We start from the raw sequence: 16,122 nt of genomic DNA, 5'->3' as shown, positions 1-16,122 counted from the left end.
AAAAACAATATTCTTTTTCACATGACGGATGTGCGCAGGTGCATCCGAAGGAGAGAGCCATGTCTCGCGCACTGTTACCCAACCTCCTGACGCCGCAGGATCTCGAACCGCATTGGCGCTGGGAGGGGCGTTTGCCTGCCTGGGGGCACACATCCGTCGATTTCGAACGCCGTATCGACCATGATCGGCTGCGCCGGTATCGCCTTGCCAGAACACGGGAGGCGCTGAAGGCCTCTCCCGCCGGTACGCTGCTGCTGTTTGACGTCAACAACATCCGCTACGTCTCGGCCACCAAGATCGGCGAATGGGAGCGGGACAAGATGTGCCGCTTCTGCCTGCTGACGGGCGATGATGCCCCTTACGTGTGGGACTTCGGCTCTGCGGCCGTTCACCACAAGAAGTTCTCCGATTGGCTGGTGCCGGATCATTGCCGGGCAGGTGTGGTCGGCATGCGCGGCACCATTCCGCCGGAATTCGGCCTGATGCGCAAATATGCCCGCGAAATTGCCGGACTGATCCGGGACGCCGGCATGGCGGACATGCCGGTCGGTGTCGACTATGCCGAAACCGCCATGTTCCATGCGCTTCAGGCAGAGGGACTTAACGTGGTCGACGGACAGCAGATCATGCTGGCGGCGCGCGAGATCAAGAACTGGGACGAGATCCAGCTTCTGACGCAGGCGGCTTCCATGGTCGATGGCGTCTATCACATGATCTACGAGGAACTGAAGCCGGGCGTGCGCGAGAACGACATTGTCGCCCTGTCCAACAAGATGCTCTACGAAATGGGATCGGATGATGTCGAGGCGATCAACGCCATTTCCGGCGAGCGCTGCAATCCGCATCCGCACAATTTCACCGACCGCTATTTCCGTCCGGGCGATCAGGCGTTCTTCGACATCCTGCAGTCCTACCAGGGCTATCGGACCTGCTACTACCGCACCTTTAACATCGGCCGGGCAACCCCGGCGCAACGTGATGCCTACGTCAAGGCGCGCGAATGGATCGATGCCTCCATCGCCATGATCAAACCTGGCGTCTCCACCGACAAGGTGGCGGAAGTCTGGCCCAAGGCGGAGGAGTTCGGCTTCCCCAACGAGGAGACAGCCTTCGGTCTGCAATTCGGCCACGGCCTGGGTCTGGCCCTGCACGAACGGCCGATCATCTCGCGTGCGGTCTCGCTCGACCATCCGATGGAAATCAAGACGGGCATGGTGTTCGCGCTGGAAACCTACTGCCCGGCCGCCGATGGCTATTCCGCTGCCCGGATCGAGGAGGAAGTCGTGGTGACGGACACGGGCGTCGAGGTCATCAGCCTGTTCCCGGCCGAAGAACTTCCGATCGCCAACCGGTACTGACCTGCCCATCGTGCCCGGCCGCGCGGCGGCCGGGCCCAGTCAAGGGACAACAAGATGAGCGCTGCGAAGAAAAAGAAACACAACACGGAAGAGTATCTGCGCATGTACACGCAGATGGTGCGCATCCGTGCCTTCGAGGACAACGCCAACCAGCTTTACCTGTCGGCGAAGATGCCGGGCCTGACCCACATGTATTCCGGTCAGGAAGCCGTGGCCGTCGGCATCTGCGAAGCGCTGACGCCCGAAGACAAGATCACGTCGACGCACAGGGGGCACGGTCACTGTGTCGCCAAGGGGGCGCATTTCAAGGAAATGTTCTGCGAGCTTCTGGGCAAGGAAGAGGGCTATTGCCGGGGCAAGGGCGGGTCGATGCATATCGCCGACCAGGCCAATGGCAATCTGGGTGCCAACGCCATTGTCGGCGGTTCCATGGGTATTGCCACCGGATCGGCACTCACCGCCAAGCGTCTGGGCACCGGGCACGTCACCGTGTGTTTCTTTGGAGATGGCGCGACGGCACAGGGGCTCTGGTACGAGGTCATGAACATGGCCGCGCTCTGGAAGCTCCCTGTCATCTATGCCTGCGAGAACAACGGCTACAGCGAATACACCAGGACCGAGGAAATCGCGGCCGGTTCGCTGACTGCCCGAGCGGAAGCTTTCGGCATCGAGAGCTTCAAGGTCGATGGCCAGGATGTACTGGCCGTGAACAAGCTGGCGGGAGAGCTCGCCGCCCGCTGCCGAAAGGGCGAAGGCCCGTTCTTCATCGAACTCGACACCTATCGCTATCACGGCCACCACGTCGGCGACATCAACCGCGACTACTACCGCACCAAGGATGAAGAGACGGAGTGGAAGTCTGTGCGCGACCCGATCACCAACTTCGGCAAGTGGTTGATCGACCAGAAGATCATGACCGCCGACGAACTGGTGGCCATCGACAATGAAATCGCCGCCGATGCCGAAGCTGCCGTCAAATATGCGCTCGACGCGAAATATCCGGATGTGCGGGAAGTGGACATGCATGTCTACGCCGACACGGCCGCCTGAGGAGAGACGCCATGACACGTGAAATCACCCTGTCCAGGGCCGTCAACGAGGCCATCGCGGAAGAAATGCGCCGGGATCCGTCGATCATTCTCCTGGGCGAAGACGTTGCCGAGGCCGGAACGCCGTTCAAGGTGCTGTCCGGCCTGGTGGAGGAGTTCGGAACGGACAGGATCATCGACACGCCGATATCCGAACCCGGCTTTATGGGCATTGCCGTTGGTGCGGCGATGACCGGACTGAGGCCGATCGTCGACCTGATGTTCGGCGACTTTCTCTATCTTGTCATGGATCAGCTCTGCAATCAGGCCGCCAAGACCCACTATATGTCCGGCGGCAAGCTGAACGTGCCGCTGGTCCTGCGGACCAACATGGGGGCAACCCGCCGCTCGGCCGCCCAGCACAGCCAGTCGCTGCAAGCGCTTGTCGCCCACATTCCGGGGCTCAAGGTCGCCATGCCGTCTTCGGCTTACGAGGCCAAGGGCCTGATGAAGACGGCAATCCGGGACAACAATCCGGTGGTCATCTTCGAAGACAAGCTGATGTACAACGACAAGGCCCCGGTGCCGGAGGAAGAATACCTGATCCCCTTCGGTCAGGCGCACATCAAGCGCGAGGGTCGGGACGTCACGCTGGTGGCGACCTCCTCCATGGTGCAGGTGGCCGAGGAAGCAGCGGAAACGTTGTCGCACGAGGGCATCAGCGCGGAGATCATCGACCCACGCACGATCGTGCCGCTGGATGAGGAAACGATCCTGAAGTCCGTCCGCAAGACGTCGCGCGCCATCGTCATCGACGAAGGCCACCAGAGCTACGGCGTGACGGCGGAAATTGCCGCACGCATCAGCGAGAAAGCTTTCTACCACCTCGACGCGCCGGTCATCCGCATGGGCGCCATGGACGTGCCGGTTCCGTTTTCGCCCGCCCTTGAAGACATCACCGTGCCGAATGCCGCAGGAGTTGCCGAAAACGCGCGCAAGATCTGCCGCGGGGAGCTGGTCCATGCCGCATGAGGTGATCATGCCCGCGCTCGGCATGGCCCAGGACAGCGGCCAATTGCTGGCCTGGCACAAGAAACCGGGAGAGGCGGTCGCCGCTGGCGATGTGCTTTTCGAGGTGGAAACCGACAAGGCCGCCATGGAAGTGGAGGCGCAGAAGGAAGGCTATCTGACCGACGTCTCCGTGGAAGCAGGCAGCGATGTTCCGGTTGGACAGGTGATCGCGATGATCTCTGAAACCCCGGAAGGGGCCGGAGAAGCAGGCAATGCGACTTCACCGGAGAAGGCCGCCGATACGGCAGAACCCGCACCGGGCGGCATGGAGGCCGGGGAGGATGAGCTTCCAGACGGACATCAGGTGATCATGCCGACACTCGGCATGGCTCAGGACACGGGTCTCCTGGTTGCCTGGTGCAAACAGCCCGGAGAAGCCGTTGCGGCTGACGACATTCTCTTCGAAGTGGAAACGGACAAGAGCACGGTTGAGGTGAATGCCGGCCGCGACGGTTTCGTGGCCGCGCTTCTGGCGGAAGCGGGAGAGGAAGTGCCTGTCGGCCAGGCGATCGCGGTGATTTCGGCGCAAAAACCGGACAAGGCAGTGTCGCGCAAGGCGGCTGGAGCACCAATCTCCGCAGCCGGTGAAACAGCGCCGGAGCGGCAGGAAAAGACGGAACCTGTTAACACGCCTGCACCTTCTCCTGAAAAACGGATGACGGCCAAGACAGCGCCCGGGGTGGCCGGAAGAGTTCTTGCGTCCCCCAAGGCACGGCGGCTTGCGCAGGAACAAGGGCTGGAACTGCAGCGTCTGGCCGATGCCGGCCACCCCCAGCCGTTTCACGTCAAGGATCTGGAGACCCTCAAGACCCTGCACGCGGAAACGCCGGCGGCAAGTGCCACGGCGCAGCGCTTCGAACTCAGGGCAGAGGTATCGGGTACAGGATTTGCAGACTTCGTGGCCTGGGCGAAGGAAAACGGCGGGCAAGCCGATCAGGCAGCTCTGCTAGCCGGGTTTGCGGCTGCCAGTTTCGGGAACTTTCCCGCCAAAGTCCGCGTTGAGAATATGTGGCAGTCGCAAGCCTACTCCGCTGCTTCGCTCTGGCTTGGTCAGGTCAAACCGGCGGACGACGATCAAGAAGTGGATCTGCTGGTGCGCGACCTGAGAGCAAGCCGCATCTCGGCGCTTCAGCTTGATGCAGGCAAATGCCCTGTCATCAGCATCCTGCGCCAGGGGGAGGATCTCGCTCTGGTGCTGGAATGGACCGGTGACCGAGTGACCACGCCTCAGGCGATTGACCTGCTTTCCAATTTCGCGGGTCGGATGGAGCAACCGCTCCGCCACCTGCTTTGAACCGATGGGGACCATTATGGACCATACCGATCTTTACATTAACGGCGCCTGGTGCGCGGGAGCGAGCGGCGAAAGGTTCGACGTTCTGAACCCGGCAACCGAAGAGGTGCTTGCCTCCGTTGCCTCCGCAGACATCAAGGACGCGGATGCCGCGCTGAATGCAGCGGAAGCCGCGATGGCAAAATGGGCCGCCAAAACGCCGCGCGAACGTTCGGAAGTGTTGCGCAAGGCGTGGGAATTGATGACGGCGCGGCTGGAAGACTTTGCCCGCATGATCACGCTGGAAAACGGCAAGGCGCGCAGCGATGCCATGGGCGAGGCGACCTATGCCGCCGAATTCTTCCGCTGGTTTGCCGAAGAAGCCGTACGCGCCGACGGCCTCATCACCCATGCGCCTGCCTCTGGCGCGCGCATCATCGTGCAGCACAAGCCTGCCGGCCTTGCGGTTCTTGTCACGCCCTGGAACTATCCTGCGGCGATGGGCACCCGCAAGATCGCTCCGGCTCTGGCCGCTGGCTGCGGGGTGATCATCAAACCGGCCTCCGAAACGCCGCTGACCATGCTGGCGCTCATGCCCCTCCTGGAAGAAGCCGGCGTTCCGGCTGGCCTTGTCAATGTGCTGCCTTCCAAGCGCACCGGCGCGCTTGTCGATCACATGCTGCACGACCCGCGCGTGCGCGTCGTCTCCTTCACCGGTTCCACGGCGGTTGGCCGCAAGCTGCTGCATTCAGCGGCCGATCAGGTTCTCAAACCGGCGATGGAACTTGGCGGCAACGCGCCGCTGATCGTCTTTGACGATGCCGACCTTGATGAGGCGGTGCAGGGCACGATGCTGGCCAAGATGCGCAACCTCGGTGAAGCCTGCACGGCGGCCAACCGGATCTATGTACACGAAGCCGTTGCCGACGACTTTACCCGCCGACTTGTCGAGGCCATGAAAAAACTGAAGGTCGGTGACGGATCTGACCCGGACGTGGATGTCGGCCCGCTGGTCAATGCGGAAACCCGCGACAAGGTTGCGGATTTCGTTCGTGATGCCGTTGAGAAGGGGGCGAAGATCGAAGTCGGTGGCGACCTGCCGGGCGGAAAGGGCTTTTTCTATCCGCCCACGGTTCTGTCGGGTGTGCCCGAGACGGCCGACTGCGTGCACGACGAAATCTTCGGGCCCGTCGCCGCCCTCCAGACCTTCACCGATCAGGACGACGTGATCCGCAGGGCCAACGACACGGAATACGGTCTGGTTGCCTATGTCTTCACGAAGGACATGAAACGCGGCCTGCAGGTCTGCGAAAAGCTGGACTATGGCATGGTCGGCTTCAACCGCGGCCTCGTCTCCGATCCGGCGGCTCCCTTCGGCGGTACCAAGCAGTCCGGCCTCGGCCGTGAAGGCGGCCATGAAGGCATGCTGGAGTTCATGGAAACCCAGTATATTTCGGCAAGCTGGTAGGAGGTGGAGATGTCCGACGTGATCGCACCGCCTTCGGTCAGGGCGCTGGCCCGGCAGAAGGGCATAGACATAGAGAAACTCGCGCGCGACATCGGACGCACGTCCATCGCCCGCGAGGATGTGGAAGGTGAAGGCGATACCGGGATGTCGCCTTCGGTCTCAGCTTCTCCCGCTGAAACAGGAGACCGCGGTTACTGGGACGTCGACCACGCGCTTTTCGGCTCCATAACGGAAGAACCGGTTTCAAGGTTCGCGCAGGTTGCCGCACAGAACATGGCCGCGGCCCAGCGGCTCATTCCTGCTGTCACGCATCATGACCGCGCGGAGATGACCGCCATTGAAGCCCTGCGCAAGGAATTGCGGACGGAAGCCGGCGAGCGCGGCGTGAAGCTGACGGCGCTGGCTTTCCATGCCAAAGCCTTGTCGAAGGCCTTGCGGGAGTTCCCGAAGTTCAACGCTTCTCTCAGCTCGGACGGCAAGGCACTGTTCCTGAAGGACTATGTGCACCTTGGCATCGCGGTCGACACCGCCCACGGCCTGATGGTGCCCGTGATCCGGGACGTTGACCGGAAAGGCCTCTGGCAGATCGCAGCGGAAATCGCCGACCTTGCCTCCAGAGCACAAGAGCGCAAGGTGCGCCCTGATGAAATGGGCGGTGCGTCCATGACCATCACCAACCTCGGCGGGATCGGCGGCACCGCCTTCACACCCATCGTCAACCCACCCGAAGTCGCCATACTCGGCATCACTCGCACCGAAGCGTCCCCCGTCTGGGATGGGGAGGCTTTCCAACCCGTCCAGATGGTGCCCCTCGATCTCAGCTACGACCACAGGGTCATCAACGGCGCCGACGCCGCGCGCTTCCTGAGCTATTACGCGGGTCTTTTGAAAGAGCCTCGGCGGATGTTGATCTGACGGGGTGTTCGCTGGAATTACCTCACTGCAAGATTGAGGTTCCCGGAATGTGTGTAGCTGCCTGGGAGCTTGTGGACGCTATGCGGTCCTTGAAAAACTTGGGGAATAGCCGGAACAACGTTATCTCTGTTCTCCACGAAGTTACCGAAATCGCGTTTCCGATTGTCCAGCTGCGCTTGGAACAGGATTGGAGCCTTGCCTCGCGTGTGCCTCTCCGGGGGTGGTGAATGAGCCGCTTGAACAGCGGACAACCTCTTCAGCACCAGCTCAAGGGCAGGGACTGATTCCGAACGACAGCAGGAAACGGTCGATCGCTCTTGATATGGCCTCGGACGGATCGTCCGGGCAGGGGGTTCGGTAGATGTGCTGTCGGATGCCGATGTAGACGATGCCGCCGTGCAGGTTCCAGATATCTTCCATGACCGGTGAGACGCCGGAACTGGCCTCGTGCTCGATCTCGCCGAGGAGCGGCAGCAGGATGACGTCACCCAGATGTTTGAGATAGCGGCGGTTGAGTTCTGCGCCATAAAGGCCGGAAAACATGAAAATCCGCATCCACTCGTACTGGAAGATGAGTGTGCTGTATTCGGTGTAGAAATCGAGCAGGCGACGACGCAGCGGCACTTCCCGGTCGGTCAGCCGTTCCGGCCAGTCGGGAGAAAGTCGACCGAGGTACACCTTTTCGTAGACCGCCTCTATGAGGTCGTCCTTGGTGGCGAAATAGTTGAAAAGCAGCGATTGCGTGACGCCGATACGCTTGGCGAGATCGCGTGTGTTGCCGTCAAGGCCGACCTCGGCGAAGAAGGCGACGGCACCTTCAACGATCTGCTGGCGGCGTTCGGAAGGGGGCAGCCTGCGACGGCTGGAAGTGTCCCCCGTTTCGGCGACATCGGTCATTCCATTCATGTTCCTTTTCCTGCCTCCCTCATACGGCACGCAATAATCTACTTGCAATCTTCCGATTTTTATAGATCATCTGATCAATAAAGTTGAGCAGATGCTCAATAAGCGATGCTGGAGGGCGTCGCGATGAAATCGGGAGGGAGACGCCATGAAGGCATCGGCGGGCGGTTATGCCCGGGCATCCAGTTTGCGCAACGCGCTGGAAATGCTGGCCGCGAGCGACGGCAACGGCCGCGTGCTTGCAGGTGGCCAGAGCCTGGTTGCGGCCTTGAACCTGCGTCTCTCCGCAGGCGACGTCCTGATCGACATTTCCCGCCTGAGCGAGCTTTCCGGGGTAACCGAAACGCAGGATGGTCTGCGGATCGGCGCGCTGACTTCGCATGCGGAGATTGGTCGCAATCCGCTGATCCGACAGTCTGCTCCGCTTCTTTCACAGGCGGTGGAATTCATCGCCCATGCTGCAATCCGCAACCGCGGCACGATAGGTGGTGCGCTGGCTCATGCCGATCCGGCTGCGGAGTTTCCAGCCTGCGTTCTGGCCCTTGGCGCCACGCTGCATGTGGAGGGCCTCAACGGCTCGCGGGACATACCGGTGGAAGATTTCTTTCAGGACATTTTCGAAACGGCCATCGAGGAGGGTGAAATCCTGACCGGCCTCTCGGTCCCGAAGGCAGAGCCCGGCGAAACGCAGGTCATCGTAGAGGTTGCCAGGAGATCCGGCGACTATGCCCTTGCCGGAGTGTGCCTCGTCAAGCGTGCCGATGGACACCGGCTGTCGCTTTTTTCCGTCGGGCCCAAGCCGATCCTTGCCGAAGGGGCCATGGCCGCTCTCGACCAGGGCAACATTGATGGCGCCGTTCAGGCTCTGCAGGCGGAAATCGACCCACCGTCGGACACCCAGGCAAGTGCCGCTTACCGCCGCCACCTTGCCGGTGTCCTCTTACGCCGCGCCGCCGCCAGGATCGAGGGAGGAAACGCATGACGGAGATGTTCCGCGACAAGATCGACATCAGCCTGACCGTGAACGGGGAGCCCGTCGAGGCGCGTGTTCCGGCAGGTCAGCATCTCGTTGATTTCCTGCGCGGCGAGCTTGGCCTTACCGGCGCCCATGCAAGCTGCGAACACGGTGTCTGCGGTGCCTGTACGCTGAAGGTCGATGGCAAAGCCGTGCGTGGCTGCCTGATGCTGGCCGCCCAGGCGGACGGTGCCGACGTCTGGACAGTGGAAGGCCTGTCGGACCAGGGCGCGATAAAGGATCTTCAGGACGTCTTTGTCGAGCGCAATGCGCTCCAGTGCGGCTTCTGCACGCCCGGCATGCTGGTTGCCATTAACGAGCTGCTGGAGGCCGGCGGCATGCCGTCACGCGATCAGATCCGCGAGCATCTGTCGGGCAATTACTGCCGCTGCACCGGCTACGAAGCCATCGTGGATGCGGTTGAATCGGTAGCGCGTGTCCGCGCACAGAAGGGGGCCGCATGACCATTCAATTCGGTAATCCGGACCGGCCCAATTCCTATATCGGCAAGACGGTCCCCCGGCCCAATGCCCGGCGTCTGGTCCAGGGGCGCGGGGTCTATGTGGACGACATCGTGCTGCCGCGCATGGTCCATGTCGCTTTTGTGCGCTCGCCCTTCGCACACGCGAAGATCAACCGTATCGACGCCGAGGATGCAAAATCGGTGAAGGGTGTGCTCCGGGTCTTCACGGGTCAGGACATCGCCGAGGTCTGCAAGCCATGGGTTGCTGTGCTCGCCCATCTGAAAGGCCTGAAATCGCCGCCGGAACATGCGATTGCCGTTGAACGAGCCTGCTGGGTCGGCGAACCGGTGGCAGCCGTTGTCGCGACCTCTCGCGCTGCTGCCGAGGATGGCGCGGCTCTTGTCGATGTTGACTACGAGCAACTGGACGTCGTCACCGACATGATGACCGCGCTCGATCCTGAAACGCCGGTGCTGCATCCGGAAATGGGTGACAACCTCGCCTTCCGGCGCCTGCACGAACAGGGGGACGTGGACGAAACCTTCCGGACCGCGCACAAGGTCGTCTCGGCGCGGTTCGTCACCGGACGGCACACGGGCGTGACGCTGGAGCCGCGCTCGATCCTGGTCGACTGGAACCCGGCCGAGGAACAGATGACCGCCTGGCATGCGACGCAGGCGCCCCACATGATCCAGACAGTTCTGGCCACTCATCTCGACCTGCCGGAAAGCCGGGTCCGGGTCATCTGCGAGGACGTCGGCGGCTCCTACGGCATCAAGGTGCATGTCTATCCGGACGAAATGGCGACGGCGGCAATCGCCAAGATCATGAAACGACCGGTGAAATTCATTGCCGACCGGCTGGAAAGTTTCTCCAGCGACATCCACGCCCGCGATCATCAGATTGAGGCGAAGATTGCAGTTGGAGAAGACGGCCGGATCCTCGCCATGGATGTCGATGACTGGACGGCGATCGGCCCATATTCGGTCTATCCGCGCACCTCCGCCATCGAAGGCAACCAGGTGGTGAACCTCTGCGGTGGCCCCTATGACTTCCAGAATTACCGGGCCAGGACCACGGTCGTCTTCCAGAACAAGACGCCGACCTGCCAGTACCGGGCAGTCGGCCATCCGATCGCGGTCGCGATTACCGAAGGGCTGGTGGATATGGCGGCCGCCGAAATCGGCATGGACCCGGTCGAGATCCGCCGGCGCAACATGTTCAGGGATGATGCCTATCCGGTGACGTCTCCCGCGAACATGCGTTTCGAGGGGCTGTCGCATCACGCCTCCATGGACAAGCTTCTGGAGCTGATGGACTACGACGGCTTGCGAGCCGAACAGGCAGAGCTCCGCAAGAAGGGCATCTACAGGGGCATCGGCATTGCAAGCTTCATCGAGCTGACCAATCCCTCGCCCTTCATGTACGGTATCGGCGGCGCGCGTATTTCGGCACAAGACGGTTGCACGGTGCGGATGGATCCGGACGGATCGATCGTTGCGCTGTCCGGTGTAACCGAACAGGGGCAGGGCACCGAGGCGATGCTGAGCCAGGTGGTTGCCGAGGGGCTTGGCGTGTCCCCTGCGCGTGTGCGCGTCATTACCGGTGATACACAAGTGACGCCCTATGGTGGCGGCACCTGGGCGTCGCGCGGGGCCGGTATCGGCGGCGAGGCTGCGCTGCAGGCGGCGCGGGCGCTTCGCGATTCCATCCTTGAGGTGGCCGCTTCCATGCTCCAGGCCGATCAGGCGCAGCTCGACATCCGCGACGGCGCTGTGGTCGACAGCACTTCGGGCGAAGCCCGCATGCCGCTCGAAGAGCTCGGCCGGATCGTGTACTTCCGCGGCGACACATTGCCGAAGGGCCTGCCGCGGGAACTCGTCCAGACACGGCACTTCATCACGTCCGAATATCCCTTTGCCTTCACCAACGGCGTCCAGGCCTCCTACCTCGAGGTCGATACGGAGACCGGTATCGTGAAGCTGCTGAAGCATTGGTGCGTCGAGGATTGCGGGCGGGTGATCAATCCGCTTCTCGTGGACGAGCAGATCCGGGGTGGCATCGTTCAGGGACTCGGTGGAGCGCTCTTTGAGGAAATCCACTACGACGCGGAAGGCCAGCTCCTGAACGGCTCGATGGCAGACTACCTCGTGCCGATGGCAGCTGAAATGCCCGACATGATCATCGGGCACGTTGAAACGCCGACGGGGGAGAGTTTGCTCGGGGCCAAGGGCGCGGGCGAGGCGGGCACTGCCGGGTCTCCGGCCGCCGTCATGAATGCGATCAACGACGCCCTGCGGCCCATGGGCGCGCAAGTGACAGAAATGCCGTTCACCCCTGAACGGATCGTGAGAGCACTTGGAACCTTGAATGACTGAACCAGAGGAGCCTGGGAGGATAAGGCTCCGAATGCAGGGAGGAAAATCATGAAGTTCGTAACATTGGCAACCGCAACGGCCATGCTGGCCAGTTCTGCCGGCCTCGCCGCCGCGCAACAGGCGATCACGGTCAACATCGGTTCGTCGCATCCGGAACAGAACATCTGGGTCTATGCGATGAAGAACACCTTCCAGCCGGAAGTGAACCGGATCCTGGAAGCCGCCGGCGAATACAAGGTCGACTGGGTGGAGTCCTATGCCGGCACGCTCTACAAATTCACCGACACGCGTGAAGCCGTCATGGACGGCATCGTCGATGTGGGCATGGTCGGCACCGTTTGGGAAGGTGCGAACATGCCGCTCCAGAACGTGACCTATTTCACGCCGTTTGCCACGGAAGACCACAAGATGATCATCGAGATCTTCGATGATCTTTCGGCAAACCTGCCGGAGCTGCGTGACAGCTGGGCGGAAAACGGCATGGTTCATCTGTCGTCGCTCATTACCGACAGCTACGACATCTATGCCACCTTCCCGGTCAACTCCATGAAGGATCTTGAAAACCGCAAGCTCAACGCCCCGGGGACCTCTGCCAACTGGTTGCGCGGAACGGGGGCAACGCCGGTCGATGGTGCACTGACGACCTACTACACCAACATCCAGACCGGCGTGACCGAAGGTACGCTGTCCTTCGCGTCGGGCATTCTGCCGACCCGCGTCTATGAAGTCGCGCCGGAACTCACCCGCGTGGGCATCGGCTCGATGTATTTCGGCGGCATCGCGGCCAACAAGGACTTCTTCGACGGTCTGCCGGAACCGGTCCAGGCCGCCTTCCGGGAAGCTGCGAAGGCAACTTCCGCGGCACACGGTCAATATGTCGAGGATCTTGCCACGCGAGCACTCAAGGAAATGCAGGAAGCGGGTCTGACGATCCACGAACTGCCGGAAGCAGAAAAAACCGCCTGGGTGAACGGACTGCCGAATATCGTGGAACCGTGGCTGGAACAGACCGGCGATGCCGGCCGTGTCGTGCTGAAGGCCTATTTCGACGCCCTGCGCGCACGTGGTGCGGAACCGCTGAGGTCCTGGGACGAAGGGCTCTGAGAGCGGCCTTGCCTCACACCTCTCCCGCCCGGCATCTTGTCCGGGCGGGTTTATTGAGAGCGAACTGGACGTAACGATGACGGATGAGACCAGAACCGAGGCCGACGACGCCTATGTCCCGGCTTTCTCGGAAGCGCCTTTCGGCGCAATGCTCGGCGGCACGGCCGCCATCATGTCATCGGTCGGTACACTTTCCATCGGCGCGCTCATGATACTGATCGTCGCTGATGTCCTTGGTCGAAACTTCTTCAACGCGCCGATTACCGGCGTTGCGGAAATCGCTGCACGCACCGTTGTTGCCATCGTCTTCCTGCAGGTTGCCGCTGCCATCCTGCAAAAGCGCCTGACCCGGGCCGATTTTCTCGTCCGGCGTCTTGAAAGCGTGTCGCCGAAAGGTGTCTGCCTGATTGAGGCCCTGTTCTCCCTCTGCGGCGTCATCGTGTTCGGTCTCATTCTCTGGGCTTCCTGGCCGAAATTCGCCAGTGCCTGGGCGACGTCCGAATTTTTCGGCGTCCAGGGCGTCTTCACCATTCCGACCTGGCCCTTCCGGGGCATAACGGTCCTGGGCTCGGCGGTGGCTGTTCTGGCCGCGTTTTACCGGGCGCACACAGAAATTCGCATGTTCCGGAGCTTTTCATGACGACGTTGACCATTGGCTTCCTGCTTGTCGGCGCGTTGATCGTTCTGGTTCTGCTCGGCATGCAAATAGCCTATGCGCTGTTCCTGGTGGCCTTTGCCGGGATCTGGATCATCCGCAATAACATCGACCTTGCTTTCAGGATGCTGGAGCTGACCGTCTACAGCGGCATTGCCGATTATCTGTTTGCGACCATTCCCCTCTTCGTCCTTATGGGGCTGCTGGTGAGCGTTTCCAACGTCGGGCGGGACACCTTCGAAGTTGCAGAGGAACTGCTGCGCCGAGTCATCTGCGGTCTCGGGGTCGCGACTGTCGCGGCCAACACGATCTTCGCTGCGGTCACCGGCGTTTCCATTGCCTCGGCGGCGGTATTCACGCGCGTCGCAGTCCCTGAAATGGAGCGTCACGGGTATCGCCCGGCCTTTGCTGCCGGTACCGTCGCGGGCTCATCGGTACTCGGTATGCTGATCCCGCCGAGCTTGCTCCTCATTATTTACGGGGTTCTGGCAGAAGTCTCTATCGGTGGCATGTTCATCGCCGGCATCGTGCCGGGGCTGATGCTTGCCGGTGGCTTCGTGACAATGCTCGTTGCCGTCACCGTGCTGTTCCCGGGTTTCGTTCTCACCGATCCGGCTGCTGCGAAGGAGCGCCGTCGCGACAGCGCCATCGAACCGATGCCGCTTGGTAGGATGATCGCCAAGCTGGTGCCGATCATCTTGCTCGTGGTTCTGGTGCTCGGCGGACTTTATTCGGGATATTTCACACCAACAGAGGCTGGCGGTGTCGGCGCCTTCGGTGCGCTGCTGGTTGCGCTTTCACGCCGTTCCCTCAACCGCCATAACCTGTGGCGGGTGATGAAGCAGACCGGCGTGATCTCGGTATCGATCCTGCTGCTGCTTGTCGCTGCCAGTTACTATTCGCGCATGTTGTCGATCGCCGGCCTTCCCAACGCCATCGCAAGCCTCGTCAACGAGACCGGCCTCGGCCCGATGGGCTTCATGGTTCTGTGCTCGGTGCTCATTCTCGTCATGGGCATGATCCTCGACAGCACGTCGATCCTCCTGATCATGGTGCCTATCGCAGCGCCCATCGCGCAGCACATGGGTATAGACCTCAGCCAGTTTGGCATCGTCATCGTGATCGCCGTTGAAATCGGCCTCCTGACGCCGCCCTTCGGCATATCGGTCTTCACGGTGCACAATACGCTCAACGATCCGGACGTTTCCGTCGAACAGATCTTCGCGGGCACGATGCCTTTCATCGCGGTCATGCTACTGGTTTTGTTGCTCGTTATTCTTCTACCCGGCATTGCCACCTTGTTCTTGTGATGGAAAAAACAGTGCAAGGATCTTTCGTTCGTCCAGGCAACGCCTTCTTTCGCGGCCCCGAGACCGAACGACCTCGCTGGTAACAGCCATTTTGACAAGACACGCTTACGAGGCGGCGCAGCCTACCGGCTGGTGATCCTTCGGAGGATGGTCAAGACACGTCCTCTATTCTGCTTACGCCATGCGGGGCGCAAAGCTCGGCAAGTACCGTGTGGATACGCGCGATGATTTCAGCCCGCGGCGATACGATCCGCTCAACGATGCCGATTTGCCTTGTCACTTGCGGATTGCCGAAAGGGAGTTTTGTCAGCCGCTGGTGATCCGGCTCCTGCAAGGCGACATGCGGTACAACGGAAACTCCCATGCCTTGCCGGACACATGTGACGATGGACCCGATCGTGTCGATCTCGGCAACGTCGTTGGTTGCGATCCCCATGCGAGAGATCTCCGTGTCGATAAGGTTGGCAAGCGGCACGGCGCTGCGAAATCGAATGAACGGACAGGTGGCAAGCAGGTCGGCGGGGTCGGTGGATTTTGTGTCTTCCGGTGCGATCAGCCAGAGCGGCTCACGAAGAAAGGGGCTCCAGCGCAAGGCGGGCGGAATGCCGACATGCTCCGCGACCACTGCAGCATCGAGCCGTCCGGAAGCCACATCGGCAATCAGGGTTGAAGACAGCGAAACTCTCAGATTGGTTTTCAGATCGGGATACTGGTTTCGCATCTGGACAATGGCTCTCGGCAGCAGATTGAGTGCACTGGAACGAACAGAGCCCAGCATGAGGGTGCCGGCGAGCTTGTCTCCCCGCAGATTTGCCTTGGTATCGTCTTCGAGACGTAACATCTCCTGAGCCATTTCAAGGACTTGAAGTCCCTGCGAGGTCAACTTCGGAGGACGGGACGACCGTTCGAACAGGATGATGTTCAGTTCGACTTCCAGCGCCTGGATCTGTTGACTGACTGCCGATGGCGTCAGGTTTACGATCTCCGCCGCCTTGGTGAAGGTGCCATGGGTTGCGATAGCGACCAGGGTCTTGAGTTGACGGGTGTCCATACCTTCATCCAGGTTTTCTTAATATAAGAACCAGATTAATTCGCTTTTGTTAAGTCATTCTATCCGTTACCCAAGATGGCGGAGGAATTCAACCGTGCAAGCTGGGAGGCGGACGCGGTCACTCATCCC

Annotated in this window: 14 protein-coding genes; 12 read left to right on the top strand and 2 right to left on the bottom strand. The window is 61.2% G+C overall.

Annotated features, from left to right (window positions below):
• Nucleotides 1-59 precede the first annotated feature (59 nt).
• Genes HCG46_RS09425 through HCG46_RS09400 form a run of 6 tightly spaced genes read left to right on the top strand, consistent with a single transcriptional unit; the run spans nucleotide 60 to nucleotide 7,113 of the window.
• Nucleotides 60-1,358, top strand: a complete 1,299-nt coding sequence (locus HCG46_RS09425; protein WP_006933717.1) for a Xaa-Pro peptidase family protein — start codon at nucleotides 60-62, stop codon at nucleotides 1,356-1,358.
• Nucleotides 1,359-1,412: 54 nt separating this feature from the next.
• Nucleotides 1,413-2,408 (top strand): thiamine pyrophosphate-dependent dehydrogenase E1 component subunit alpha, encoded by a 996-nt coding sequence (locus HCG46_RS09420; RefSeq protein ID WP_168685929.1) that lies wholly within the window; start codon nucleotides 1,413-1,415, stop codon nucleotides 2,406-2,408.
• Nucleotides 2,409-2,419: 11 nt separating this feature from the next.
• Complete coding sequence (locus HCG46_RS09415; protein WP_168685927.1) at nucleotides 2,420-3,418, top strand: alpha-ketoacid dehydrogenase subunit beta; 999 nt, start codon at nucleotides 2,420-2,422, stop codon at nucleotides 3,416-3,418.
• Entirely contained in the window at nucleotides 3,408-4,751 is a 1,344-nt protein-coding gene (locus HCG46_RS09410) for a biotin/lipoyl-containing protein (RefSeq protein ID WP_168685925.1), read from the top strand. The genes HCG46_RS09415 and HCG46_RS09410 overlap by 11 nt, the downstream gene beginning before the upstream one ends.
• Before the next feature lie 16 nt (nucleotides 4,752-4,767).
• Nucleotides 4,768-6,198, top strand: coding sequence for an NAD-dependent succinate-semialdehyde dehydrogenase (locus HCG46_RS09405; protein WP_168685923.1), 1,431 nt, complete (start codon nucleotides 4,768-4,770; stop codon nucleotides 6,196-6,198).
• Nucleotides 6,199-6,207: 9 nt separating this feature from the next.
• Nucleotides 6,208-7,113 (top strand): 2-oxo acid dehydrogenase subunit E2, encoded by a 906-nt coding sequence (locus HCG46_RS09400; RefSeq protein WP_168685921.1) that lies wholly within the window; start codon nucleotides 6,208-6,210, stop codon nucleotides 7,111-7,113.
• Between the two features lie 267 nt (nucleotides 7,114-7,380).
• On the opposite strand, the gene HCG46_RS09395 is transcribed toward HCG46_RS09400, so the two are convergent.
• Nucleotides 7,381-8,019 carry a TetR/AcrR family transcriptional regulator gene (locus HCG46_RS09395; protein WP_062489896.1) on the bottom strand — a complete coding sequence of 213 codons (639 nt, stop codon included), beginning with the start codon at nucleotides 8,017-8,019 and terminating at the stop codon, nucleotides 7,381-7,383.
• A gap of 145 nt (nucleotides 8,020-8,164) precedes the next feature.
• Here HCG46_RS09395 and HCG46_RS09390 point away from each other — a divergent pair, with 145 nt between their 5' ends.
• The 6 genes from HCG46_RS09390 to HCG46_RS09365 all read left to right on the top strand — a co-directional run bounded on the left by HCG46_RS09390 (nucleotide 8,165) and on the right by HCG46_RS09365 (nucleotide 14,942).
• On the top strand, nucleotides 8,165-8,998 hold the full coding sequence (locus HCG46_RS09390) for a xanthine dehydrogenase family protein subunit M (RefSeq protein WP_168685919.1): 834 nt from the start codon (nucleotides 8,165-8,167) through the stop codon (nucleotides 8,996-8,998).
• Nucleotides 8,995-9,495 carry a (2Fe-2S)-binding protein gene (locus HCG46_RS09385; protein ID WP_168685917.1) on the top strand — a complete coding sequence of 167 codons (501 nt, stop codon included), beginning with the start codon at nucleotides 8,995-8,997 and terminating at the stop codon, nucleotides 9,493-9,495. The genes HCG46_RS09390 and HCG46_RS09385 overlap by 4 nt, the downstream gene beginning before the upstream one ends.
• The gene (locus HCG46_RS09380; protein WP_168685915.1) at nucleotides 9,492-11,873 is read left to right on the top strand and encodes a xanthine dehydrogenase family protein molybdopterin-binding subunit; all 2,382 of its coding nucleotides are present in this window, start codon (nucleotides 9,492-9,494) and stop codon (nucleotides 11,871-11,873) included. The genes HCG46_RS09385 and HCG46_RS09380 overlap by 4 nt, the downstream gene beginning before the upstream one ends.
• Nucleotides 11,874-11,921: 48 nt before the next feature.
• Nucleotides 11,922-12,977: a C4-dicarboxylate TRAP transporter substrate-binding protein gene (locus HCG46_RS09375; RefSeq protein WP_023001700.1), complete on the top strand. Its 1,056-nt coding sequence runs from the start codon at nucleotides 11,922-11,924 to the stop codon at nucleotides 12,975-12,977.
• A gap of 76 nt (nucleotides 12,978-13,053) precedes the next feature.
• Nucleotides 13,054-13,617, top strand: a complete 564-nt coding sequence (locus HCG46_RS09370; protein WP_023001699.1) for a TRAP transporter small permease — start codon at nucleotides 13,054-13,056, stop codon at nucleotides 13,615-13,617.
• Entirely contained in the window at nucleotides 13,614-14,942 is a 1,329-nt protein-coding gene (locus HCG46_RS09365) for a TRAP transporter large permease (RefSeq protein WP_168685913.1), read from the top strand. Before HCG46_RS09370 ends, HCG46_RS09365 begins: the two co-directional genes overlap by 4 nt.
• A gap of 151 nt (nucleotides 14,943-15,093) precedes the next feature.
• Here the strand turns inward: HCG46_RS09365 and HCG46_RS09360 are convergent, their stop codons facing one another.
• Complete coding sequence (locus HCG46_RS09360; RefSeq protein WP_023001697.1) at nucleotides 15,094-15,993, bottom strand: LysR family transcriptional regulator; 900 nt, start codon at nucleotides 15,991-15,993, stop codon at nucleotides 15,094-15,096.
• Nucleotides 15,994-16,122: the final 129 nt, after the last annotated feature.

The sequence above is a fragment of the Labrenzia sp. PO1 genome, from assembly GCF_012273635.1.
In the GTDB taxonomy this organism is placed as follows: domain Bacteria; phylum Pseudomonadota; class Alphaproteobacteria; order Rhizobiales; family Stappiaceae; genus Roseibium; species Roseibium algicola.
This window is presented reverse-complemented; position numbering and strand designations above follow the sequence as displayed.